The organism is Hahella sp. HN01 (assembly GCF_018986435.1).
Taxonomy (GTDB): Bacteria; Pseudomonadota; Gammaproteobacteria; order Pseudomonadales; family Oleiphilaceae; genus Hahella.
The window spans coordinates 17798-43205 of the sequence record NZ_JAHMIN010000018.1; the positions used below are offsets into that span (position 1 = coordinate 17798).

22 protein-coding genes are annotated in these 25408 nt (G+C 55.3%); 11 read left to right on the plus strand and 11 right to left on the minus strand.

The window, feature by feature from the left end:
• The first annotated feature begins 146 nt into the window (after positions 1-146).
• Genes KP814_RS17660 through KP814_RS17670 form a run of 3 tightly spaced genes read left to right on the plus strand, consistent with a single transcriptional unit; the run spans position 147 to position 5334 of the window.
• Complete coding sequence (locus KP814_RS17660; protein ID WP_216737984.1) at positions 147-2396, plus strand: TonB-dependent siderophore receptor; 2250 nt, start codon at positions 147-149, stop codon at positions 2394-2396.
• Positions 2397-2410: 14 nt separating this feature from the next.
• Positions 2411-3358 carry a hypothetical protein gene (locus tag KP814_RS17665; protein WP_216737985.1) on the plus strand — a complete coding sequence of 316 codons (948 nt, stop codon included), beginning with the start codon at positions 2411-2413 and terminating at the stop codon, positions 3356-3358.
• Positions 3355-5334, plus strand: coding sequence for an ATP-binding protein (locus KP814_RS17670; RefSeq protein WP_216737986.1), 1980 nt, complete (start codon positions 3355-3357; stop codon positions 5332-5334). The genes KP814_RS17665 and KP814_RS17670 overlap by 4 nt, the downstream gene beginning before the upstream one ends.
• 21 nt (positions 5335-5355) lie before the next feature.
• Here KP814_RS17670 and gorA read toward each other — a convergent pair whose 3' ends face one another.
• The 11 genes from gorA to gspE form a co-directional block, all read right to left on the minus strand.
• Complete coding sequence (gene gorA, locus KP814_RS17675) at positions 5356-6702, minus strand: glutathione-disulfide reductase (protein WP_216737987.1); 1347 nt, start codon at positions 6700-6702, stop codon at positions 5356-5358.
• Positions 6703-6760: 58 nt separating this feature from the next.
• Complete coding sequence (locus tag KP814_RS17680) at positions 6761-7387, minus strand: N-acetyltransferase (protein ID WP_127970117.1); 627 nt, start codon at positions 7385-7387, stop codon at positions 6761-6763.
• Positions 7388-7764: 377 nt separating this feature from the next.
• The gene (gene gspM, locus KP814_RS17685) at positions 7765-8289 is read right to left on the minus strand and encodes a type II secretion system protein GspM (protein WP_216737988.1); all 525 of its coding nucleotides are present in this window, start codon (positions 8287-8289) and stop codon (positions 7765-7767) included.
• Between the two features lie 3 nt (positions 8290-8292).
• Positions 8293-9582, minus strand: coding sequence for a type II secretion system protein GspL (gene gspL, locus KP814_RS17690; RefSeq protein WP_216737989.1), 1290 nt, complete (start codon positions 9580-9582; stop codon positions 8293-8295).
• Between the two features lie 67 nt (positions 9583-9649).
• The gene (gene gspK / locus KP814_RS17695; protein WP_253938455.1) at positions 9650-10777 is read right to left on the minus strand and encodes a type II secretion system minor pseudopilin GspK; all 1128 of its coding nucleotides are present in this window, start codon (positions 10775-10777) and stop codon (positions 9650-9652) included.
• Positions 10680-11504: a type II secretion system minor pseudopilin GspJ gene (gene gspJ / locus KP814_RS17700; protein ID WP_216737990.1), complete on the minus strand. Its 825-nt coding sequence runs from the start codon at positions 11502-11504 to the stop codon at positions 10680-10682. The genes gspK and gspJ overlap by 98 nt, the downstream gene beginning before the upstream one ends.
• Positions 11504-11917 (minus strand): type II secretion system minor pseudopilin GspI, encoded by a 414-nt coding sequence (gspI, locus tag KP814_RS17705; RefSeq protein WP_216737991.1) that lies wholly within the window; start codon positions 11915-11917, stop codon positions 11504-11506. The genes gspJ and gspI overlap by 1 nt, the downstream gene beginning before the upstream one ends.
• Positions 11901-12455 carry a type II secretion system minor pseudopilin GspH gene (gspH, locus tag KP814_RS17710; protein WP_216737992.1) on the minus strand — a complete coding sequence of 185 codons (555 nt, stop codon included), beginning with the start codon at positions 12453-12455 and terminating at the stop codon, positions 11901-11903. The genes gspI and gspH overlap by 17 nt, the downstream gene beginning before the upstream one ends.
• Positions 12456-12502: 47 nt before the next feature.
• A complete protein-coding gene (gene gspG, locus KP814_RS17715) occupies positions 12503-12952 on the minus strand; it encodes a type II secretion system major pseudopilin GspG (protein ID WP_216737993.1) in 450 nt (149 codons plus the stop codon).
• A 41-nt stretch (positions 12953-12993) separates the two neighbouring features.
• The gene (gspF, locus tag KP814_RS17720) at positions 12994-14217 is read right to left on the minus strand and encodes a type II secretion system inner membrane protein GspF (RefSeq protein ID WP_216737994.1); all 1224 of its coding nucleotides are present in this window, start codon (positions 14215-14217) and stop codon (positions 12994-12996) included.
• Between the two features lie 84 nt (positions 14218-14301).
• Positions 14302-15858 (minus strand): type II secretion system ATPase GspE, encoded by a 1557-nt coding sequence (gene gspE, locus KP814_RS17725; RefSeq protein WP_253938456.1) that lies wholly within the window; start codon positions 15856-15858, stop codon positions 14302-14304.
• A 307-nt stretch (positions 15859-16165) separates the two neighbouring features.
• Between gspE and KP814_RS17730 the strand changes: the two genes are divergently transcribed.
• The 8 genes from KP814_RS17730 (at position 16166) to KP814_RS17765 (ending at position 25393) form a co-directional block, all read left to right on the plus strand.
• Complete coding sequence (locus KP814_RS17730) at positions 16166-17041, plus strand: type II secretion system protein N (protein ID WP_216737995.1); 876 nt, start codon at positions 16166-16168, stop codon at positions 17039-17041.
• A 309-nt stretch (positions 17042-17350) separates the two neighbouring features.
• Positions 17351-18016, plus strand: coding sequence for a transglutaminase-like cysteine peptidase (locus KP814_RS17735; RefSeq protein WP_127970108.1), 666 nt, complete (start codon positions 17351-17353; stop codon positions 18014-18016).
• Between the two features lie 259 nt (positions 18017-18275).
• Positions 18276-18659 (plus strand): MerR family DNA-binding transcriptional regulator, encoded by a 384-nt coding sequence (locus KP814_RS17740; RefSeq protein WP_216737996.1) that lies wholly within the window; start codon positions 18276-18278, stop codon positions 18657-18659.
• 93 nt (positions 18660-18752) lie between these two features.
• Positions 18753-19922 (plus strand): isovaleryl-CoA dehydrogenase, encoded by a 1170-nt coding sequence (locus KP814_RS17745; protein WP_216737997.1) that lies wholly within the window; start codon positions 18753-18755, stop codon positions 19920-19922.
• Positions 19923-19983: 61 nt separating this feature from the next.
• Positions 19984-21591: a carboxyl transferase domain-containing protein gene (locus KP814_RS17750; protein WP_216737998.1), complete on the plus strand. Its 1608-nt coding sequence runs from the start codon at positions 19984-19986 to the stop codon at positions 21589-21591.
• 65 nt (positions 21592-21656) lie between these two features.
• The gene (locus tag KP814_RS17755) at positions 21657-22463 is read left to right on the plus strand and encodes an enoyl-CoA hydratase/isomerase family protein (RefSeq protein WP_216737999.1); all 807 of its coding nucleotides are present in this window, start codon (positions 21657-21659) and stop codon (positions 22461-22463) included.
• Positions 22456-24450 carry an acetyl/propionyl/methylcrotonyl-CoA carboxylase subunit alpha gene (locus KP814_RS17760; RefSeq protein ID WP_216738000.1) on the plus strand — a complete coding sequence of 665 codons (1995 nt, stop codon included), beginning with the start codon at positions 22456-22458 and terminating at the stop codon, positions 24448-24450. Before KP814_RS17755 ends, KP814_RS17760 begins: the two co-directional genes overlap by 8 nt.
• 1 nt (position 24451) lies before the next feature.
• The gene (locus KP814_RS17765) at positions 24452-25393 is read left to right on the plus strand and encodes a hydroxymethylglutaryl-CoA lyase (RefSeq protein WP_216738001.1); all 942 of its coding nucleotides are present in this window, start codon (positions 24452-24454) and stop codon (positions 25391-25393) included.
• Positions 25394-25408: the final 15 nt, after the last annotated feature.

Genomic DNA, 25408 nt, shown 5'->3' on the forward strand with positions numbered 1-25408 from the left:
TTTGTCAGCAGCGATTCCTCCTCACCGACAACCCGAGGGGCGATGGAAACGCAGAGCCGGAAGCGACGCCGGCTGATCTTGCAGGGAGCGGACGAATAAGAACAAGACACCGGGAAACCTCATACCACACAACTAGACGCTATCATATGCGGTTGATAACTGTCCGAGCGACCAAAGAGCGACGCGGTCTGTCTGCGCTTGTTTTAGCTTGCGCCAGCTCTCTCGCCCATGCCGTCGAAAGCTCTTCGAACGATATGCTGGCGGCGGCCGACATCTCCATGACGGACTGGCAGTCCGCCGAGATTCCGGTGGTGCTGACCCCGGCCCGACTCAAACAGCCCCGTTCGGAAACTCCCGCGACCGTAACAGTTCTAGATGCAGAGTTGCTGCATCGACTTGGCGTACGTAATCTGCACGACGCCTTTCGTCTGGTTCCCGGCATGACTGTCGGGTCCGTGTCCTCCAACCTTCCTTCCGTCAGCTACCATGGCACTAACGCCAACGAGCAGCGCCGCCTGCAGGTGCTGGTGGATGGGCGATCCGTCTACAACCCCAATCTGGCGGATGTGGACTGGCTCAATATTCCGGTCGCCCTGGAAGACATCGCACGCATAGAAATTACCCGCGGCCCTAACGCCGCTGCTTACGGCGCCAATTCGTTCCTGGCTATCGTCAATATCATCACCAAACATCCCTATGACACGCACGGGACCTCCCTTAGCTACTGGGACGGCAGCAATGGCTATAACCGCTATCACGCCAGCTATGGCGGAGGCGGCGACACCCTCAACTACCGTATTTCCGTGAACGGCAAGCAGGACGATGGTTTTGATCGTCGCGCCAATGGCGATCCCTTTATCGACAGCTACGATCTGGACGGATTTAACCTTTCCGCCAATGTGCAACTGGGACCCAGAGATAACCTGCAAGTGCAAGCAGGTCTGTTGAACGGCGACCATGACTATCACCCTGATACCGGCGACGGCCAGACCAGCGTCCCTGAGTCCGACGAACGGGACCGTTTCGCCTCGGTGAACTGGCGCCGGGAAGTGAACGCCAATCACTTTTTCCAGGTGCAAGCCTATGCGCATCGACGCATCCGGCGGCAGGACTGGACCAACTGTAATCACCCCATTCTATTCAGCGACAACCTGTCCGCCCTGTATGCAGCCAATCAACGTTTCGGCTCCATCCTGATCGGCGCCAACGGCGCAACCCTGGCTGAGATCTACGCCAACATTGTCTCCGGGCCGGGCTCGGGGCTTGGCTCTGCGGAAGACGACGCGATCGCCCGCACGCTTATTGAAGAAATGTCCGCCAGCGATCCCGACGCCATCGTCTGCGGCAGAATTAACCTGGACATCGCCGAAACCCGTCAGGACATCGAACTGCAGGACACTTACACCTTTTCCGATGAAGTCAGGCTGGTGTCCGGTTTGAGCTTTCGTAAAGACAGTTTTTACTCAGAAACTTACTTCAACGGCGGCGATGATAACTATCTGCAACGGGCGTTTTTCAATCTGGAATACCGCCCTCAGCCGGACCTCGGCTTCAACCTGGGCGGCATGGCGGAACATGATCAGGCTAACGGCGGTTATTTCTCCCCCCGGGGCGCCATGTTCTACCACCTGACGCCCAACCAGACATTGCGTCTGGTGGTGTCCCATGCCGTGCGCACACCTGACACCTATGAGCAGTCCGTCGCCTGGAGTTTTGTCGCCAGGGATCTGGACCCGCCGCTGGATGGCGAGACCGAAGCCCGCAGTTTTCTGATCCGGTCGCCGGGAGGGCTGGATAACGAAAAAATCGTCTCCCGCGAAATCGGCTACTATCTCAACTATCCGGAATGGGGGCTGGAAGCGGACATCAAGGTGTTTCGCGATAACATGTGGGACCTTATCAGCGCGCCATTGCAGTACTTTTCCTTCGAGCCCGAAAACAACCTCAAAATCGAGCAAACCGGCTTCGAGGTCGAAACCACCTACTCTCCTTCCTTGCGCGACACCCTCAGAGCAACCTACGCTTATCTGGATCAGGATGAGGAATACACCGGCTCTGTGACGGACTTTTACACCGCCTACACCAGTTTCGACGTCAGTCGTTTGTTCCAGATTGAGTCCCGCATGTCCGCCCGCCATAGCGGCAGTTTCGCCTGGCTGCGACGGATCAGCGACCGATTTGATGCGGCGGCGGCTTACTATCTGGCCGACGCCATTGGCGACTACGTCTACGAACGCGCCGACCTGACCGTCAGCTATCATCGCCGCCTGGGTCGCGGCCAAATGGAACTATCCGCAAAACTGGAGCATTACCTGAACGATGACCCGATCATGTATCGCGACAACGTCCTGGACGACCGCACCCATCTGTTCTTGTCCGCGAACCTGAAGTTTTGAGGCGGGGACCAGGGATGGCCGGTATTATTTCATCGTTAGTCCTCTCTCTCACCGCCTCCCGGCGTTACGTGGTCTGGGCCGCCTTGATGCTGGCGCTGTCTCTCGCCACCGCCGCAGGCGCCCAGGAGTTCAGTCTGAAAGTCTATGTGGCCGGGCCGGAAAGAACGCCAATCGCCGCCAAGTTCCTGGAGGAATTCAAAGCGCTGTCTCCCGCTCCCTGGCGCGCGGAGTTCATCAGCGACGCCAACATTCACTTCTCCACACTGGAGAACAACGCCGTCATTCTGGCGTTGGGCGAGCGGGCATTGCAGCAAAGTCTGGCGGGGGCTAAAGGACAACTGGTGATCAGTCTGTTTGTCAGTCGCAGCGACTATCTGAGATTAACCCGGGAATATCCCGGCGCAACGCCGCACACCGCTATCTTTTTGGATGCGCCGTTGCAGCGACAGGCGCGACTGGCGGGCTTGATACTGCCCACCGCCCGGACGGCGGGGGTACTCAGCGCCCAGCCATTGACAGACTTGCCCGCCACGCCGGTGGCCGAACAACTACTCAGCAATTATCCCTTATCCCAATATGAAAGCGCGCAACGCATGCTCAGCGCCGCGCTGGACAATACCGACTATCTGTTGGGCATTCTGGACACTGATGTTTTCAACGGCTCGCAGATCAAACACATATTGCTCACCGCCTACCGTCACAATCGCTTTTTGATCGGCCCCTCTCTCGCTTTCGTCAAAGCCGGGGCGCTCGCCACTACTTATTCAACCAGCGCCGACTTCGCCCGTCAGACGACGGAAATAGTCCAGCGCTATCTTACTGACAAAAAGCCAGCTCCAGCGGAGCATTCCCGCTACTTTTCCGTCGCCGTCAATATCCAGGTGGCGCGCTCGCTGAATTTAATCATTCCCGATGCCTACGAGTTGCAGCATCGCCTGGAAATGTCAGAGGCTGAACAATGAAACGCGGTTTTCAAGACTGGAGCGTTTACAAAAAGTCGTTACTGCTCGGCCTGTTGCCCAGCGGTTTGATGTTTGCGTGCCTGGTTTTCTTCTTCACCACCGTGCGGCTGAGCGAAGCCCGCACTGACCTGATCGCGCGGGGACAACTGATCGCCGACCAGCTCGCTCCGGCGGTGGAATATGACGTCATCTCCGGCAATACCGGCGCACTCGAGAAGCTGCTTGGCAAAGTCGCTCAGTCACCGCTGGTGCACCACATCACCATTCATGACTCCTTTGGCAACTTGATGGCGGAGATCGACGGCGCGGGACGCAAACTGGCTGACGCCGATGAAACGCCCATCGTGCTGTCTGCGGATATTCTGCAGTCGCAGATCGAATTGGAGAACGACGCCTTCGCCAGTTTCGCCAGCGAGTTCCAGTTCACAACCGGTCCTTCGCGGATCGGCAAGGTGGAAGTCGCTATTACTGAAAGCGTCATCATTGAGGGCCAGCATCGGATTATCTACAGCTCCTTCACTGTGGCCGCTCTACTCATGTTTCTCACCTATCTGCTAATCCGGAATATGGCCCGCTCCATCGCCAATCCCATTGAGCAGCTCACCGCCGGTGTGGAGTTAATTAAAAACGGCGACTACCGCACCCGGGCGCCGGACATCAGAGGTCTGGAACTGAGCCGATTACGGGACAGCATCAATCAGTTAGCTGTTGCGCTGGAAAAAGCCAGCCTGGAGCAGACGGAACACCTGGGAATGATCGAAACCGCGCGCAACGAGGCAGAGAGCGCCAGCAAGGCCAAGAGCGAGTTTCTGGCCATTATGAGCCATGAGTTACGCACCCCCATGAACGGCGTGTTGGGCATGTTGCAGTTATTGCAGGAAACCCAGCAGGACGAGGAACAGAAGGAATATACCCATGTCGCCATGCGCTCCACGGAACACTTGATCGCTATCATCGACGATATTCTGGATTTCTCCAAAATTGAGCGCGGACGTCTTTCCATCGACCCCATTGAATTTAACCTGCGCTCCCTGGTGGAGGAAACGCTCAACGCCTTCCGCCCTCAGGTCGAAGAAAAAGGCCTGTTATTGCATCAGGAGTACGAAGGCGAGCTTCAGGACGCGCTAGTCACCGCCGACCCCGCCCGTATTCGCCAAGTGCTCGCTAACCTGATTAACAACGCCATCAAGTTTACCGCGGAGGGCTATATCCGCGTGCACGCCAATTGGGAAGAAATCGGCGCAGACAAAGTCTGCTTCACCTGCGAAGTGGAGGACAGCGGTATCGGCATCGCTCCCGAACAGCAGCGCCGCATGTTCAGCTCGTTCCAACAGGCGGACCAGTCCAATTCGCGGCGCTACGGAGGAACCGGCCTCGGTCTGGCGATCGCCAAGCGACTGCTGGAGTTGATGGAAGGGGAGATTTTCGTTGAAAGTGAATCCGGTAAAGGCAGCTGCTTCAAATTCGCGCTAACGCTGCACTACCGGCGCTCACCGGACGGCGCCAGTTGGAGCGCTCCGGCGGCCGGACCGATTCCTCAGTTCCAGGGCCGGGTTTTGATCGTGGAGGATAATCAGGTCAACCAGAAAGTCACCTGCGGCATCCTCAACAAGCTGGGCGTGGAGACTGAAAATGCCGACAACGGCGAAGAAGCCCTGCAAAAAGTACGCGGGAGCAAATACGACCTGATCTTCATGGACTGTCAGATGCCAATCATGGACGGGTATCAGGCCACCGCCAAGATCCGGCAGATGGAAACCCGCGCAGGCGTCAAACCTACTCCCATTGTCGCGTTGACGGCCAACGCCCTGGAAGGCGCCGCCGACGCCTGTCGTAAGGCCGGTATGGATGATTACCTGAGCAAACCCATCAAGAAGCAACAGCTGGTGGATTGCCTGCAGACCTGGCTGGGCGAATCCGACGCGGAAAATCCCACGCCGGAGAACGCCGCCGCTCACGGCGATGAAGATCGCTAAAAGAAGCGTTCGACGCGGCCCCTAAACAGGCTGCCGCATAGTGACGAACTCTTCCGCACTGGAAGGATGGATACCGATGGTGGTGTCAAATATCGCCTTGGTGGCGCCAGCTCGAATCGCCACCGCCAATCCCTGAATAATCTCCGCCGCTTCCGGGCCGACCATGTGCGCGCCAAGAACCACATCCGTATCCCCGTCCACAATCAGTTTCATCATGGTGCGCTCCTGATTGCCGCTGAGAGTGTTTTTCAAAGCGCGGAAGCTGGAGCGGAAAACTTTGATATGACTGTGCCTCGCCCTCGCCTCTTCCTCAGTTGGGCCTATCGTAGCGACGCTGGGCTGGGAGAACACCGCCGTGGGGATGCGTTCATAATCCACCGACACCGGATTCTCGCCAAACAAGTAGTTAGCAACGTACATGCCTTCTGACAGCGCCACCGGCGTGAGCTGATAACGGTCAATCACATCACCGACGGCGAATATGCCAGGCACATTGGTCTGGTAATCGTCATCCACCAGCACCTCGCCTCTGGCGCCTAGCTTGACGCCGCTTTCCTCCAATCCCAGTCCGGCTGTATTTGGCGTTCTACCCGTCGCATGAAGCGTTAGTCCTACCTGCAGCGTGTCGCCGGATTTGAGCTTCACCAAATAAGGCGCAACGTCGTCGCTAGTCTTTTCGATGGCGACGACATCCTCTTCCAAGTGAAGATGAATGCCTTTCTTGACGATCTCATCGTGCAAGAAGTCGCGAATATCCCCGTCGAACTTCTTCAACAGACGCGGACCGCGATAAACCAGGTGAGTCTCTACGCCAAGGCCCGCGAGTATTCCGGCGAACTCCACGGCGATATAACCGCCGCCCACCACAATCGCCTTATTCGGCAGACGCTCCAGGTAGAACATAGCGTCGGAATCCAGACTATGTTCGCAACCTGGGAACTCCGGCATGAACGACTTGCTGCCGGTAGCCACCAGAATATGTTTTGTTTGCAGCACCTCGCCGTTTACTTCAACTTGGCCGGGGGCTTTAATCGTCCCGCGCCCGTCAATAATTTCCACGCCGGCGTTTTTGAGAAGATTCTCATAAATGCCGTTCAAGCGTTTGATTTCATTATCTTTGTTTTCCACCAGCCGACGCCAGTTGAAGGTTGGTGATCCTGTATCCCAACCGAAGCCCTGGGCGTCGTGGAAGTCTTCACCGTAGTGGGAAGCGTAGACAAACAGCTTTTTCGGCACGCAACCTACGTTAACGCAGGTGCCGCCGTAGAAACGCTCTTCGATAATGGCGACTTTCGCCCCTGACTGAGCCGCGACGCGAGCCGCCCTCACGCCTCCAGAACCGGCCCCAATAACAACTAAATCATACATTTAAAGCGCCTTATTAAGCTTTTACGTTAGGCAAATTAATAAATCGGCGGACAGCGCTTCAGTGGCAAGGTTTGAACAACACCGTTTCGGTGACGTTGCCCAAACGCACCTCGCCTACTTTTTCATAGCCCAGCCCGAGATAAAAGCGCAGGTAACGCGCATTGCCAGTATCCAGCCCAATGCCGGAGGACAGAGGACTCTCCCGGCAGATGCCTTCAATCACCTGCATCAGCATACGTCCGTATCCCTTACTCTGGTATTTGGGGTGCACACCGATAAAAGGCAAGTGGTGATGGGTGTCTTTCGGCAAACAGGCGTGCACCTGCTCGTGGTAATCAATGTAACGTTTGGTGGAGGACAAACCCGCGGTCAGCATCATTCTGATGCGCCAGTTCAGTTGATCGGCGAGACTGAACCTGGCTTCCGGGCTGCCAATAAATGCAACCGCCACCAGCGTATCCTCATCCACCAACCCCAGCGCATCCTGATTGTGCGCAAAGTGCAGCTCCAACCCTTCACGGATGGTGGCGCGAACTCTTTGGTCATAACCGGGGCGGGAAGAATCAAATAAATACTGAAAGGTGGGTTCATGGCGGTAGGCATGAAACAGAATGGACTTTGCTTCAGACAACGCGCTTCTGTCCAAGCGCACTAAAGCAGTGTCAGCGACGAGGTCCCCAGTCATTTTATGGTCTCCTGAGAGCTAGAAAGTATCATTATTTTTATATTTGTACTTCCAAGCGCGCTGAACAGGCGTTCTACAGGCCCAAGCCGGTTAATACCGGCCAGACGCACCGTTACCCGCAGGGGTCTCTCCAGGCGCTTGCCGACTGTATTACTGCTGTCGTTCCTTTTACTGCTTCAGCATTAAAAACCGCTTCCCTAGTCGTTTTAACGCATGCCCAAAGAGGAAAGTTCCCGCCCCTGGGCTTCGGGTTATACAACCCGCTGACGCGTCCTTGCGCCAGTCAATAAAATGGGTCCGTTATCTGAATTCTGACGAATTTTCCGGATAGCGTCAGCGGCTGATGAAAACAGCCGCATCCACTGATAATAAAGGGATTAAATGCTTAAGGAAAGCCTGGAGCTGACAACTCCGGGCGCATCGGCTTTATCTACGGTGATCTGCTCAACCGCGACGCCATAGTTCTTCTCAAGCTCGCCCAGCCACAGCATCAGTTGGTTGAACGAGACTTTATCCAGCCACACATTGACCTTGTCTTCACCGCGCGGCTCGAAACGCTGTAGCTCCAGTCCAAACTTACGCGCGCTGCTGCCCACGGTGGACAACAATGACTGGCCGCCGGAGATCGAACCTTTACCAGAACCGCTTTGACGCGATGATGCACGGGCGCGGGCTTCATTCTCTTTCATCCAGGTCAAAGACTCGTGCGATGCTTCCGCACTGTTCTTTGAACTCTCGACAAAGTCCTGCACCGGAGCCCATACAAACATGTAAACACTGAACGCCGCCACGACCAGAATCATCCACTTCAGAGCGGTCTGATCACGCTGCGATAGGCCGTAAAACCAGCTCAGGCCCTTGCCCACGGCGGGGATCTTTTTAAGTTGCTGCATGCTTCCCATTGCTTAGCTCCCCTTAATGGTAATCTTGCCGCGGACGCCACTGGGCTCTTTGATTGCAGAGCCGATGTCCACCTGATAACCCGACTGCACCAGCGCCTGCTTGTAACGATCCAGCTGATCCAAGGAGGGGGCTTTCACTTCCACCGCGAGCTCGCCGCGCTGGTTGCTGAACTGGAGGTTGTTGAAGCCCATATTCTGCTTGCCGGGCTGCACGGAGAGTTGATAACCCGCCTCCCCCAATAGCAGCAAAAAGCCTCCGCCGCCCGTGTTGCTGGCGTTACGCAGTTTGCCTTCCATTTGTCGCTTGGGGCTGCTCACGTTTTTCTCATTGGGATACAGCGAACGGTATAGCTTGACCATTTGCTGGTCGTATTCATCCGCCTGCTTCTGGTACATGAACCCTTGCGTCAAGTCCAGGCCGACCTGAATGGCGAACCATCCCGCCGCGACCGCCGCAACTGGCCACCATTTGCCGATGCCGGATGAACCGCTGCTTTCTTTAATCGCATAGGGGCCCTGACATAGGTTGGCGGCATAGCTGGTGTTGAAAAAAGATTCGCACAGCAAGTCGAAGGACGGTACGGAGAAAGTCTCCATTTGTACGATCGCGCCGTCAACGTGCTCAATTTGCGCCAACAGAACGCCCAGACTTTCTTTCTGATCTTCCGGCGTCAGCACGCGAATATTCCACGCCGGCGCCTCGTCGTCCTCAGAAGAAGCACGGCTGCGCGCGCAAATTTCCAGGTAGGGCAACAGGTTTTCATGATGGGTGCGCATACACACCAGACCAGGCTGAAACAGCAACACTTCATCGCCGTCAAACAGCACCGTTAATGCGCCCTCTTCGCCCGGGCACATTTGCGCGTCCACATACATGCCATGTAGTGGAAACTCCAGCGCGCTCGCGGCTTCAAACCAGCGGTCCATCCGTTCCCGACGAATGACCAGCACCGGATATTCTTCCTTGCCGATACGTTCGCCAGTCACCAAGTGCATGGACTCAACGTCTTCCGCGATGGCTTCTTCTATGGCGAAGGGCAACGCCTGCTGCACATAGCGCGCCTGTTTGGCGGCCACGTGGGCGACCGTAAAGGTAAAATGAGAGGCTGGCAGCACATACTGCACCCAGACATCCTGCAGATCGTGCTGAGCCACCAACTGCATCAGCTCTTCGGCGTCGTCAGCCCTTCCGGAGCCAATCCGCTCGCCTGTATAACTATACAACGCCCATTCCAGCGCTGTGGCGGCGGCTTGGGTGACCGGAATCGGTCTAACAAATAACTTGATGGTCATAATTCACACATTTAATTATTTTCTTCCGAACAGTCCCGCGACGGAAAGCCAGAAACTGATCCTGTCCTTATTTGGGAACATACACTTCCTTGGTAATGTCTTCTTTCTTACCAAAATCCCGTCGCAAAACGCTGGTGTTACCTTCTTCAGCGTCACGATGAATTATAGATATTAACCGCGTTGTCCGTTCATTAAAAATAGCGCGCAACGTCGCTTGAAAATACTCGCTATTCACTCTAAACAATTTCTTGGGTATTTCCTTCTTGCCCGCTAACTCGGCCAGAGAAAGAAACTGATTCACGTCAGCGAAATGCCCTTCCTCTTTGCGAATGTCGACAATCTTATCCGCAGTCTGTTTATCCAGCCCGGGAATATACGCCATCAACACTTCCGCCGGCGCGGTGTTCACATTGAGCATGCCGGAGCTGTTGGGCAGGATCGCCACAAACTTTTTAAGCTCTTTATAAGTCGCCGCGTCCATGCCGTCGATCAGCCAAAATTCCGATATATCATTGAAATACGAGTTTGCGGCGCGATATGGCGGCTTTTTGAGCAGATAGGTTTCTTCTTCCGCGCCTTTGAGCTGATAGATCTGATCGTCCACGTCAATCCAGTCTACGAACTTCTCCGCCGTCACATCCGGATTGATGTCTTTTAGTGAACTCAACAAACGCTCAAACTGCTGGACCGCTTCTTTATTGACTGCGCTGGCGCCGTTTTTATTGGTGACCAGACTGTTAATATTGAAGCGCCCCATGAGATCGTCGATTTGCCCCTGAATACCGACATTGGTGTCAATGGGAATCTGAATCGCGTACTGCCCCCAGGGCTCATCGGTGTTATCGACCTCGTGGTCCACCATTTTGTTGGCTTTCTTATCCTGGGCGAAGTCCTCACGCAATATGGTCCTAGCGTAGGTTTCCGCCGCCAGGGCGTACATCTTCGCCTGATCTTGCTCCAGAATATTAGAGGTGCGTCGAATATCCAGGTAATGAATATTAAAGAGGCCGGCCACCAGCACCATCACCAGCGCGACGATGAAGATAACGATAAGCGCCGCTATGCCGGACTGCTTGCGCAGCCCGCGATTTCCGCCACTAACCACGACCGCTACCTGAGTCGCCGCCACCATTGGGATCGGGTTTATCGCCACCGGAATTGTTACCGCCGCTACCACCACCTGAAGTGCCGCCATTACCACCGCCATTGGCGGAATCCTTAATCTCAGCCCAACCCGCCACTTGATATATGCGACGGATGCTGCCGAACTTTTCATGGTCCAGGGTAATTTCCAGCGCCTTAGGCACTTTCAAATAGGCGGGCTCGTTCTGATTGGTCAACATGTCTTCCGTTGGCCATTCGTTATGCCACTGGTTATCTTTGTCCATAAATCTGAACTTCACGGATTTGACGTGCGTCAGCAGACGCTGCTTCAGCGGCTGAGAGTCCTGCGCCCGGTCCATGACCTCCCAGTACTCCCGATACAACGTATTCTCCTCCAGCTCATAGGAAACCCGCTGCAGATTACTGCGGCGACTGATTTCCTCTTCATCATCCGCGATCAGCTCCAGCAGATCGTTGGTGTCGCGCCAACCCGTACGGGAAAACTCAATCAGCTTCAGCGCATTCAGATTGGTGACGGAATAAAACTCATCTCCATATTCCCCGCGTACGCTACGGGCGACAATTTGACCGAGGTCCCCTTCCAGCACGCGCTGCGCCTTTTGAATTTCTTCCAGAGACTCGCTCTTGGTTTCCAGATTTTTTTTGTTGCGTATCCCCTGCCCCAAAAACTGAAACGCGGCCGTGCCAATAATCGCCGTGATGGTGACGGCGATCAGCACCTCCAGCAAGGTAAAGCCTCGCTCCCGGGAGCGGGATGTTACGGCGGCGGGTTTTGACGACATGACTGCGGGAGACATCAGGAGTTATTACCTATAAACGAGGTGACCGAGATAACCTGCCTTTCCGACAAGTTCGCCGTATCGGCGATCAGGACCTGAATTTCCACTTTTCTCATCTGGGGGTTCGGCGTCGCGATGACTTTTTCGACAACACGCCAAGTACGGCTGGCGTACTCTATCGTTTTCTTCTTCTCGCCAACGGCGGGGAAGTTTTCCGCGATGGCGAGCTCGGTGTATTCATTGTCCGCAATCCAGGCGGCGAAGGTTTTTAGCTCCAACTGCTCCGTCTGCTTCACAATCTGCGTCATACCACGCACCAAAGCGGCGACGCTGATGGAAAAAATGAGCAACGCCACCAGCACTTCCAGTAGCGTAAAGCCTTCTGCTCGGCTTCGCGGCGACCGCCGCAACGGTTTAAGCATCTTCATCATCCGCCAGCCCTTTCAACTCAAATCCGTTCAACCCATCGGACTTGATGATGAACTTAATGTCTTCATTACTTTTCAGCTTCAGCTCGATGTTGACCGGGGTATTTTCCCCACTGGACAAAAACAGAATTTGAGGGAGGAACTTCTTGTCTTTGTCGTCCTTCTTGTCTTTCTTGCCTTCGTCCTTGTTTTTCAGCTCAATTTCTTTGTTCTTTTTGTCAAAGTCCAAAACCACCCACTCAGGCAGTTCTCTTTCTTTCAGAAATTCCTGCGGCAATTCAATCCAGGCAAGCGCCGTATCGTCAAATCCCATGAACGCATAGCCGTGGTCGTCCAGGCGCAATCCAATGTCCACATTCTGAAAGATGGCTTCGTCGGATGTCATCTGCATGATGGCCAGAAGTTTTCTGGCCTCATTTTCCAACTCTCGGCGCTCACGATTACCACTGACCACCAACGTGACCATGCCGACCATTACCGAGATAATGACCAGCACGACCAGTATTTCAATCAGCGTAAAACCTTTGTGAGCGCGCTTCATAATGTCTCTATCCAATCGCCGCCCCTGACACAGAGACGGCGCATCGGTTATTTATCCCAGCTGGTGATGTCGGCGTCGTAACCTTCGCCGCCTTCTTTACCATCAGCGCCTAATGAATACAGGTCAAAAGCGCCATGGGTGCCGGGAGCAATGTAAACGAATTCTCTCTGCCAGCCGTCGACAGGCAGTTTGTCGATATAGCCTTCTGGGTTCCAGTTTTTCGCTTCTGGGAAACCGGACGGCTTGTTCACCAGCGCTTCGATGCCCTGCTCACTGCTGGGATAATTGTAGTTATCCAGCTTGTACATATTCAGAGCATTGCTGATGGTTTTGATGTTGGTTTGCGTGGTCGTCACTTTCGCCTGGTCAGCGCGCCCCAAAATCTTGGGCGCTACAGCAGCCACCAGCAATCCAAGGATAACCAATACAACCATGATTTCGATCAGGGTGAAGCCCTGTACGGATTTCCTGGTTTTGAATGACGCTTTAGGTTTCATTTTTTCCCTCTGTAACATTACTTCTTTTATTGATGTGTATTTTAACCAACCAGGTCGCTCATGCTCAAAATCGGCAACATGATCGCCATAACGATGATCAGTACGACGCCGCCCATGACCAAAAGCATCAAGGGCTCGAACAGTCCAACCATCGTTGCGATGCGGCTTTGCAGATCGTTTTCCTGGCTGCTGGCGGTCCTTTCCAGCATTTCCCCCAACTCGCCGCTGGCCTCGCCGCTGGCGATCATATGAATCATCATCGGCGGAAAATAACCGGTCTGCTCCAGGCACTTGTACAGACTGCCGCCTTCCCGCACTTTCTGCGCCGCTTCGGCGACCCGTAGTTTCAGCCATTGATTACTCAACACCTCGCCAGCGATGCGCATGGCGTCCACCAGCGGCACGCCGCTGCTGTTGAGTATGCTGAGAGTACTGGCGAAACGGGCGGTATTAACTCCCCGCGACATCTTCGCGGTGAAGGGAAGGTGCAGCAATTGCCGATGCACCTGAAGTCGGAAGCCTTCTTTTTTCATCGCATAAGTGAAGGAAAAGAAGGCGATGATCAAAGCGGCCACAATAAACAGCGCATAGCTGGCGACGAAGTCGCTCAACGCCAGAATCACCTGGGTCAACGCAGGCAGCTCCTGCCCTTTGCTGACGAACACTTTGATGATGTCAGGTACGACATAGCCCAGCAAAAAGCCGACGATACCGAACGCCACGAAGGTAAGAATGACCGGGTAGATGGCGGCCAGCTGAATTTTTTGCCGACTCATCTGCCGTTGCTCAGTGTAGTCAGCCAGACGATTCAATACCAAGTCCAAATGACCTGCGTGCTCACCCGCCGCTACCGTTGAACGGTAAAGCTCCGGAAACGCGCTGGGGAATTCGCTAAGGCTGTCCGCCAGCGAATACCCCTCCAGCACCTTCGCACGCACGGCCAGCATCATACTTCTGACTTTGGCTTTTTCGCTTTGCGAAGCCACGGCGCTCAGCGTTTCCTCTACTGGAATGCCGGACTGAATCAGTGTGGCGATCTGACGGGTCAGCAGCGCCAAATCAGAGGCGCTAAGCCGACTGCCGCGAGGACGAAAGGCGCCTCCGCCATTTTTGTTGCTCTGCTTGTCAGACGCCTGGGTGACTTCCAGCGGCGTCCAGCCTTTATCTCGAATCTGCTGCCTGACCTGACGGGCGCTATCCGCTTCAAGAACGCCTTTTTGCGGACGCCCCTTTTGGTCCAGGGCTTTAAAATCAAATGCTGCCATATGCGGTAATACTATGAAATTTAGACTGCCGTTCTGAAGTAAGCGCCCGCCGTCGAACCTTCTTCAATAATCGCCCTTTGCGCTTTACTCCCGGTGAGTTACCCGCACCACCTCTTCCACAGAGGTCAGGCCCTTCAACACCTTGGCGATGCCGTCCGCATGAATGCTGGGGCCACGCTTGCGCGCGCAGGCTTCCAGCTCCATTTCGCCGGCTTGTTTATGCACCAGGTGACGCAATTCCTCATCGACCTCAATCACCTCATAGATCCCCAAACGTCCGCGATAGCCGAGGTGGTTACATTCAGCGCAGCCTTTCGCGTGGTAGATATGCTGAGGATTTTGCGGATCAATGCCGAGGAACTCGCAAACTTCGTCGTCCGGCGCGTAAGCCTCTTTGCAGTGCTCGCATAATACGCGCACCAGACGCTGAGCTATTACGCCGATCAAACTGGAAGATATCAAAAATGGCTCCACGCCCATATCCATCAAACGGGTTACTGCCCCCACCGCACTGTTGGTGTGAAGGGTGGACAACACCAAGTGTCCGGTCAAACTCGCCTGTACTGCGATTTCGGCCGTTTCCAAGTCCCGGATCTCACCAATCATCACCACGTCCGGGTCCTGACGCAGAATGGCGCGCAGACCTCGTGCAAAGGTCATATCGACTTTGGTGTTGACCTGAGTCTGACCGATGCCGGGCAGGTTGTACTCGATAGGGTCTTCAACCGTCAGGATATTGCGGCTGCGGTCATTGATTTCAGACAGTCCCGCGTACAAGCTGGTGGTTTTACCGGAGCCCGTAGGACCCGTCACCAAAATAATGCCGTGGGGACGATGGATCAGTTTCTTGATCAGATTGAAGTCACGATCAGCCATACCAAGCTTTTCAAGCTTCAACCTGCCCGCCTGTTTATCCAACAAACGCAGTACGATACGTTCGCCGTTGGCGGAAGGCATGGTGGACACCCGGATATCTACTTCTTTACCTGCAACGCGCAGGGAAATCCGGCCGTCCTGTGGAATTCTTTTTTCCGCGATGTCCAATCTGGACATAACCTTGATACGAGACACCAACAGCGGCGCCAAAGCCCGCTTCGGTTTGACCATTTCCCGTAATACGCCGTCCACGCGGAAGCGCACGACGAGGTCTTTTTCAAAGGTTTCTATGTGAATATCCGAAGCGTTGGTTTTTACCGCTTCTGTCAGGATGGCGTTGATCAGGCGAATGATAGGCGCGTCGTCCTCCTGCTCCAGCAGGTCTTCCGTTTCTGGAACGGAATCCGCCAGACTGGCCAGGTCCATGTCGTCACCCAGCCCCTCCACCATTTGCATCGCTTCGGTGGAGTCATTCTGATAAGCCTTCGCCAGACCATCCTCGAAGACGCCGTCTTCTATCACTTCAAAGCGGCATTTACCTTCGACATATCGATTTACTTCCGCAAATATTTGCGGCTTCAGCGATTCTTTGTAATAAACAATTTGACCATGATTCTCATCCGGCTGACCGACGAACACGCCGTGACGCTTGGCGAATGAAAACGGCAGGCGGTAATAGGACCGCGGCTGATCCTCCTGATCTTCGGAATCGTCCGTCAATACTGGAATCGCGTCTTCAGTTGCTTCGAGTTGGCGCTCGTCCATATCTAACCTTTAGTCTATTGTAAACATTGTCATTCCGGCTTACGCTCAGGCCATACATGGAAGCCGGGAAGGTTTGAGAATCTACTTTATCTTTTCAAGAGATTCCAGACTACCTGGTCTCATTTCATTTATAGTTAATTATATGTAATAAAGGCCATTAAATACCCGTTTTTAGTATATTTTTGAGAATTCCGGACTTTTCTTTTAGAGCTGCTACAGCAAAAATACCGGGCACAGAATTACTTAACCGGGACAATGGTCGCACATAATAAAAAGCGAGCCATTAGAACACCGAGACAGATTCATCGTGAACAAAGACAAACTACTCAATTCCGCCCCCTCCATTACGGCGTCGCTACTGTTGATCGCCGCTACCGCAACGGTTGGTTGGCGCGGTTATCAGTTCTGGCTCGACTACAACACCAAGAAGGAAATTGTAGTCAAGGCAGCGCCAGCAACCCAGGTCAAACAGGAACGCACCGTACAACAGTTGGCGCCCCTCAATCTGTTCGGCAAAAATGAACCTATCGCCCAGAAGAAAGAAACGGAAGATCTCCCCTCCACCAATCTGCGCCTGACTTTGCGGGGCGTGGCCGCCACCAACCTTGAAAAAGGCGAGTCCGGCGGCGCATTGATTGAGGGACCGGATCGCAATACCGATTTCTTCCGTGTGGGCGAAAACATGCCCGGCAACGCAACGCTACACTCTGTCTACGCCAACCGCGTGGTCATTGATCGCCGGGGCAGCCTTGAAAATCTGTTCTTCCCGGAAGAGTCCAGTTCCGGCGCCAGTATAGAAAGCTACGCCAGCGTCTCTCGCGACGACGCCCCCGACTATACTGAGCCCGCCTACGAGGAACCCGTCTACGAAGAGACCCAGTATCAAGAGCCGGAATATCCGGAGCCTCAGTACGAAGAACCCAAGTATGAGCAGCCTGACAGCGGCGGCGAGCCGGTTCCCGTCGTAGATGCGCCTCATGACGACGGCTCTCAGCAGGCGATTTCAGAACCCGCCTATCAGGAAGAACCGACTTATGCTATCGATCAGCCGCCGGAAGAGCTTTCCGAGCCCTCCAACGATAACAGTTCAGAGCTGAGCGAAATGGACGAACAACGTCGTCAGGAAATTCGTGATCGACTGCAAAAATTGCGCGAACAAATCCGTCAAAAGAACAACGGTTAGTCGCGCCCGATTTTAAGCGCCGAAACGTCAATATCGTTCCGGCGCCCCATCTCCCCTCCCTAAATTAACGATTTCTAATCCTTGTCTTTTCAAACCCTGGCCATTCCAGCGCAATTCACTTTATTTCCCTTGTATTTAAGCCACTTAGGGCTAGTCTTAAGATTCACCTTTCCTTACACAGTTTTACAAAACTCATCCAGTCATATTTCCGATTAATTCCTATACTTAAACTCATAAACATAACTACGACTCCGGTCCAACAGCCGGCATTAACCACACCAACGATATCGACGACGGGACGCCCCACCTATGCAGTGGACAAGAAAATTGCGTGTCAAAACAGCCATTACCCTGTTTTCATGCTGGGCTCTTGTTGCGTCTGCGGCCTTCGAAATCAGTCAACAGATTCTGACTCATGTGGAGCGTGAATACGGCGGCTCCGCCCGCGAGCGCCTGGAGCGCTGGCAAAAACTGCTCAACACCCCCAAAGACATCCCTGACGAACGTAAGTTAATGATGGTCAACGCCTTCTTTAACGAAACTCAGTTCGTTCCGGACATCAAACACTGGGGACAGGAAGATTACTGGGCCACGCCCGTTGAGCTGCTGGTCACCAATGGCGGCGACTGTGAAGACTACTCCATCGCCAAATATTTCGCCTTGCGCGAAATGGGCGTGCCGGACGACAAATTACGCATCACCTACGTTAAGGCGCTAAAGCTCAATCAGGCGCATATGGTGCTTGCGTACTACCCGGACCAGGACAAAGAGCCGCTGATACTGGACAATCTGATTCAGGAAATCCGCTCAGGCTCCGAACGCGATGACCTCTATCCCATCTACAGCTTCAATGGCGATGGGTTATGGCTGTCCAAGCAACGAGGATTGGGCAAGCGTGTAGGCCAGGCCAATCGACTGGATCAGTGGAACGATTTAAACACGCGCATGCTGCAACAATTGCAGACCCGCCTCTGATCTCATACCTCATTCAAGCAGGCGCGATTAACCGCGCCTGCTTTCTGACTTCTTTGTGTTTTTCTTTTCCAATCAAACACTTTTCCGCTGTCGCTTTATTATTTTGCTTCAGCGCACCTTATAGCCGCCGACCTATTTTCTTTTTATCCGCTTACTCAGGCATCACCTACTTCTCGTCTATTCATGGCGGCGCATTATAACGTTGACGTAAACGTAAACTTGCTGCAATAATTTTGCTCAATTCAGACAGAGAACGCCCATGACAAAAAACTACAGCATCAGTGACCTAGCGAAGGAGTTCGACGTTACCACAAGGACAATCAGGTTTTACGAAGCGGAAGGGCTGCTCAGCCCGGAACGGCAGGGACAGACCCGCATCTACTCCGAAAAAGACCGCGTCTACCTCAAACTTATTTTGCGAGGCAAACGACTCGGCTTCTCCCTGGCGGAATCCAAACAAATTATCTGCATGTACGACCCGGACAGCGGCAACCGGGTGCAGCTACAACTGATGCTGAACAAGATTGCGGAAAAAAGAGACATCCTGAAGCAGCAGCTTTCTGATATCCGCCTCATGCAGGAAGAATTGGATGAAGCGGAAGAGCGCTGTCAACAGGCGCTGGCGGACTTTGAAAAAGGCTGACTAAGCGTGCGCGCGGCGAGCGTGCGCAACAAATCGCAGCAGGCCTTCTTCTGATGACATTGATTCAACGTTAAAAATAACAAAGGAACCATTATGGCCAATCACTATCACTCCCTGAACTTCGGACTGGGCGAAACCCTGAATATGCTGCGTGAACAGGTGGCGGGATTCGCGCAAAAAGAGATCGCGCCCATCGCCGCGCAGGTGGACAAAGACAACGCGTTCCCCAACCAATTGTGGCCTCGCCTGGGAGAAATGGGTCTGTTGGGTGTCACCGTCAGCGAAGAGTTCGGCGGCGCTGAACTGGGATATCTGGCTCATGTCCTCGTCATGGAAGAGATAAGCCGCGCATCCGCATCTGTCGCGCTCAGTTACGGCGCCCACTCCAACCTGTGCGTTAACCAGATTTACCGTAACGGCACGCCAGAGCAAAGACAGAAATATCTGCCAAAACTGATCTCCGGCGAACATATCGGCGCTCTCGCCATGAGCGAGCCCAACGCCGGCAGCGATGTGGTCAGCATGAAATTGCAGGCGGTAAAAAAAGGCGACAAATATGTGCTTAACGGCGCCAAAATGTGGATCACCAACGGCCCTGACGCGCACACTTACGTCATCTACGCCAAGACTGACGTTCAGGCCGGCCCCAGAGGCATCACCGCATTCATCGTGGAGCGCGATTATCCCGGCTTCTCCCGCTCACCCAAACTCGACAAACTGGGCATGCGCGGCTCCAACACCTGCGAGCTGGTGTTCGATAACTGCGAAGTTCCAGAAGAAAATATTCTCGGCGGTCTCAACCAGGGCGTGAAAGTCCTGATGAGCGGCCTGGACTACGAGCGCGTCGTACTGGCAGCCGGCCCTATCGGCATCATGCAGGCCTGTATGGATGTCGTCGTTCCCTATATCCATGAGCGTGAGCAATTCGGCCAGGCTATCGGCCAGTTCCAGCTCATTCAAGGCAAAGTGGCGGACATGTACACCACCCTGAACGCCTGCCGCGCCTACCTTTATGCAGTCGCCGCCGCCTGTGATCGTGGCGAAACCACACGCAAGGACGCCGCTGGCGTGATTCTATACTGCGCAGAAAAAGCCACCCAGATGGCCCTCGACGCCATTCAGATTCTGGGAGGCAACGGCTACATCAACGAATTCTCCACCGGCAGACTGCTGCGCGACGCTAAGCTATATGAAATCGGCGCCGGCACCTCTGAGATCCGCAGAATGCTGATCGGCCGCGAACTGTTCGAGGAGTCCCGGTAGCTTTCGGCCGCCGTTCTCCACAAGGAATCCAAACAACCACCCAGCAAGACAGGACGAAGCTATGGCTGTTCTGAAATCCCAAACATCCACCGACAGCGAAAGCTATCAAAGCCAATATGCGGCGATGAGCAAACTGGTGGATGATCTCAAGACTGAAATCAGTTTTATCGAACAAGGCGGCGGCCACGCTGCTCAGGAAAAGCAGCGCGCAAAAGGAAAGTTGCTGCCTCGTGAGCGCGTCGCCAAGTTGCTCGATCCCGGTTCGCCGTTTCTTGAAATCGGCCAATTCGCCGCCTACAACGTCTACGCAGACAACGTGCCCGCCGCCGGCGTCATCGCTGGTATCGGAAGGGTCGAGGGCATTGAGTGCATGATCGTCGCCAACGATTCAACGGTCAAAGGCGGCACCTACTACCCACTGACGGTGAAGAAGCACATTCGCGCACAGACGATCGCAGAAGAGAACAACCTGCCCTGTATCTATCTGGTGGATTCCGGCGGCGCCAATCTGCCGCAGCAGGATGAAGTCTTCCCCGACAAGGAAGACTTCGGGCATATTTTTTATCGTCAGGCGCGCATGTCCGCCCAGGGCATTCCTCAGATCGCCGTGGTAATGGGCCTTTGCACCGCTGGCGGCGCTTATGTACCCGCCATGGCCGACGAAGCCATCATGGTGAAAGGACAAAGCTCTATCTTCCTGGCGGGACCACCTTTGGTGAAAGCCGCTACCGGCGAAGAAGTCAGCGCCGAGGAGCTGGGTGGCGCTGACGTTCATTGCAGAATCTCCGGGGTGGCGGACCATTACGCTCAAGACGAATTTCACGCCCTGTTGCTGGCCAGACAGGCGGTTAAACGCCTCAACCGCAAGAAAACTGTCACCATGGACATCCAGACGCCGGTAGAGCCGCTATATCCCGCTCAACAGCTGCGCGGCGTCGTCCCCACTGATCTGCGTACGCCTTATGACGTGCACGAAGTCATCGCCAGACTGGTGGACGGCTCCGAATTCGACGAGTTCAAGGCGCTCTATGGCGCGACGCTGGTGTGCGGTTTCGCACGTATCAACGGCTACCCCGTGGGTATCATCGCCAACAATGGCATTTTGTTCAGCGAGTCCGCCGTCAAAGGCGCGCACTTTATCGAGCTGTGCTGCCAGCGCAAAATTCCTCTGGTGTTCCTGCAGAACATCACCGGTTTCATGGTCGGCAAGCAGTATGAAGAAGGCGGCATCGCCAAAAACGGCGCCAAGCTGGTCACCGCTGTCGCCTGCGCGGAAGTGCCCAAGTTCACTATAATCATTGGCGGCAGCTTTGGCGCCGGCAACTACGGCATGTGCGGCCGCGGCTACAACCCCCGCTTTCTGTGGATGTGGCCGAATGCGCGCATCGCAGTAATGGGCGGCGAGCAGGCGGCGGGCGTGCTGGCGCAGGTGCGCGAGGATAATCTACGCCGCAAAGGCGCGCTGTGGACCGAAGAGGAGAAACAGGCGTTCAAGGCCCCCACTATTCAGCAGTTCAACGAGCAGTCACACCCCTATTACGCCTCCGCGCGCTTATGGGACGACGGCATCATCGACCCGGCGGACACCCGCATGGTGTTGAGCCTGGCGCTTTCCGCCGCGTTGAACGCCCCGATTAAAGACAGCAAATTCGGCGTGTTCCGCATGTAGGCGCGACAAGGACTTCACATGACGCCAACTCAGCCGACCACCAGACCAACAAGAGAGGTTACGCCGTGTCAGAACCCGTTTTATACCGCGTAAATCAGGGCGTTGCGGAAATAGTTTTAAACCGGCCCGAAAAGCATAACGCGTTTAACGCCGATGTTATTCAGTCCCTGAACGAAATGATCGAGGAGACCGCCAACGACAGCGCCGTACGCATCGTCGTCCTGCGTAGCGAAGGCAAGCACTTCTCCGCCGGCGCGGACCTGGAATGGATGCGCGCCAACGCCAATGCAGACCATCAAGCCAACCTGGATGACGCCGCCGAACTGGCCAGACTCATGCGCGGCCTCTTTGAGCTGCCCAAACCAACTATCGCCCGAGTTCAAGGTAGCGCCTTCGGCGGAGCCCTGGGCCTGATCAGCTGCTGCGACATCGCCATCGCCAGCGCGCGCAGCAAGTTCTGTCTGAGCGAAGTGAAGCTGGGCATCCTGCCCGCGGTGATCAGCCCCTATGTACTCCGAGCCATCGGGCCTCGCGCCATGCAGCGCTACACCCTGACCGCCGAGCTGTTCGACGCCAAAGAGGCGCTACGCCTTGGCCTGATCCACGAAATCGTCGAAGAGACCAACCTGGATGCGGAAGTGGAGCTTTTCACCCGCCTGTTCAAACAGAACGGCCCCAATGCCCTGTCCCGCGCCAAAGAGTTGCTGCGCCGGGTCGAAGCAAGCCCCATTGACGATGCGCTGGTCGAACACACCACTCGCGCCATCGCCGACGTGCGCGTTTCTTCCGAAGGACAGGAAGGGCTCAGCGCATTTTTGGAAAAACGACCCGCCGCCTGGACCCTTGTCGATGGAGCCGCCGAGCATGATTGAGACGTTATTGATCGCCAATCGCGGCGAGATCGCCAGCCGCATTATCCGCACCGCCAGTCGCATGGGTGTGCGTACGATCGCCGTATATGCGGATGTGGACCGTAACATGCCGTTCGTGCAAGAAGCCGACGAGGCTTACCCCCTGCATGGCGTGACCGCGACAGAAACTTACCTGAATCAGGATAAAATCATCGCCGTCGCGAAAAAGTGCCGCGCTGACGCTATCCACCCCGGATACGGCTTCCTGTCGGAGAACGCGAGTTTCGCCGCGCTGTGCGCCAAGGAGTCTTTGATATTCATTGGCCCTCCCGCCAAAGCTATTGACGCTATGGGCGATAAAGCCCGCGCCAAGCATCTGATGGAACAGGCCAATGTTCCCCTGATCCCCGGCTATCACGGCGAAGACCAAAGCGTTGACGTCCTGCGCGCCCAGGCCGAGGTAGTCGGCTACCCGGTCCTGCTTAAAGCCAGCGCGGGCGGCGGCGGCAAAGGCATGCGCGCCGTGCGCGCGCCCTCTGAATTTGATGAACAGCTGGCGTCCGCGCAGCGTGAGGCGAAAAACGCCTTCGGTGACCAAACCATGCTGATCGAAAAGCTGATCGAACAGCCTCGTCACGTCGAAGTGCAAATCTTCTTCGACGCTCACGGCGAAGGCGTCTATCTGTTTGACCGCGACTGCTCCATCCAGCGTCGCCATCAGAAGATCATCGAAGAAGCGCCCGCCCCTCATCTCGCCGACGCGACCCGTCGCAATATGGGAGAAACGGCGGTCGCCTGCGGCAAGGCGATTGGCTATGTCGGCGCCGGCACGGTGGAATTCCTGGTCGATAAAAATGATAACTTCTATTTCATGGAAATGAACACCCGCCTGCAGGTGGAACACCCGGTGACGGAAATGATCACGGGTCTCGACCTGGTGGAGTGGCAGATCAAAGTCGCTGGCGGCGAGCCTTTACCGGCGACCCAGGACCGCATTCGCAGCAATGGCTGCGCCATTGAAGCGCGCATCTATGCGGAAGACCCGGAGAATGGCTTTCTGCCCAGCGCCGGCGCGTTGCATTTTCTCTCCGCTCCCGCGAGGGGCGAACATACTCGCATTGATTGCGGCGTCGCAGCGGGCTGCGAGATTTCCCCCTTCTACGACCCGATGATCGCCAAGGTCATCGGCTGGGGGACCTCCCGCGAGATGGCGCGGCGACGCCTGAAAGACGCGCTGGCGGATTTCCTGGTGACCGGAGTCACCACCAACACCGGCTATCTGTGTCGCATCATCAACAGCGATGACTTCATACAGGCGCGTTTGACGACGGGCTTCCTGGAAGCCAACCCAGGGTTGGAAAAAGCGGATCGGGAAATTCCTTTTAACGCCAAGTGCGCGCTGGCGGCGCTGTATTGGTCCAACCTCAAGGGCGCGCCCATCGCCGCCGATCAGGACCCGTTTTCACCCTGGGCGCAGATCAACAACTGGCGCCTGAATCTGGTGGAGGCGTCCGAGTATGAGTTCTGGCTCAATGGCGAATCATTCTCCCTGCTGCTTGAACAGCATCATGACAAGCTAAAAATCGGCGACGGCCAGCACTGGGCGGATGTCAGCTTCAACCGCAATCACTCTCATGTGGATGTGTGGGTGGATGGCGTAAAAAGCGGCTTCCGTTTCGCAATTTCGGAGAGCTGCATCGACCTGTTCAAAGACGGCGCACACTGGCGCTTCGAGACTCCGGATGACAATACGCTGACCGAGCACCATGTGCAGGATGGCGGCTCCCTCAACGCGCCCATGGGCGGCACTATCGTCAAAACCGCCGTGCAAGCGGGCCAGGAAGTGGTCAAAGGCGACATTCTGGTAGTAATGGAAGCCATGAAAATGGAGCACAGCATACGCGCTCCCGGCGCCGGCACCGTCACGGAAGTGCTGTGCAAAGAAGGCGAGGTCGTCACCGCCAACCAGATTCTGGTGGCGTTTGAAGCCAGCGGCGAAGGAGCCTGATATGTCCTCTGAAGTGAACGCCACGCATATCACCGGCGATCCGGATTTTGTCCGCATTGTAGAGGTGGGCCCTCGCGACGGCTTGCAGAACGAAAGCAAGCTGCTGAGCGTTGAAGAGAAAGTCCACCTCATCAAAGGGCTGATCGACGCAGGCGTCAGTTATATTGAGGCGGGAAGTTTCGTTTCCCCGAAATGGGTGCCGCAAATGGCCAGCTCCGCCGAAGTGATCCAGCAGCTGCCGGAACGCAAAGATGTAGTCTACGCCGCCCTGACGCCAAACCTGAAAGGCATGGAAGCGGCGCTCCAGACCCAGGTCAACGAAGTGGCGGTGTTCACCGCCGCTTCCGAGGCGTTCAACCAGCGCAACATCAACTGCTCCATCCAAGAGAGCATTGAGCGCTTTCAACCGGTATTCGCATTGGCGCTGGAGCGCAACATCCCTGTTCGCGGCTATGTCAGCTGCGTGCTGGGCTGTCCCTACGAGGGACGCATCGAGATAGCCCAGGTTCTGAAAACCACTAAACTGCTGCTGGAAGCAGGCTGTTACGAAGTGTCTCTGGGAGACACCATCGGCGTCGGCTCCACCCATCAAGTGGCCAACCTGCTCAAAGCCCTGCTGTCCGAAATACAGAGCGACCGGCTGGCGGTGCATTTCCATGACACCTACGGGCAGGCTCTGGCCAACATCGACACAGCCCTTAACCTTGGAATTCGCACGGTCGACGCTTCTGTCGCCGGATTGGGCGGCTGCCCCTACGCAAAAGGCGCCTCCGGCAACGTCGCAACAGAAGACGTGGTGTACATGCTGCACGGCAACGGCTTGAAAACAAACATTGATTTGACTCGCCTCGCCATGGTAGGTAATGAGATTTCCACCCTGCTGGCGCGCAACAACGGCTCCAAAGCCGGTCTGGCGTTGTCGCAGGCGCATTCTTCACAATAAGGATAATATTGGAGT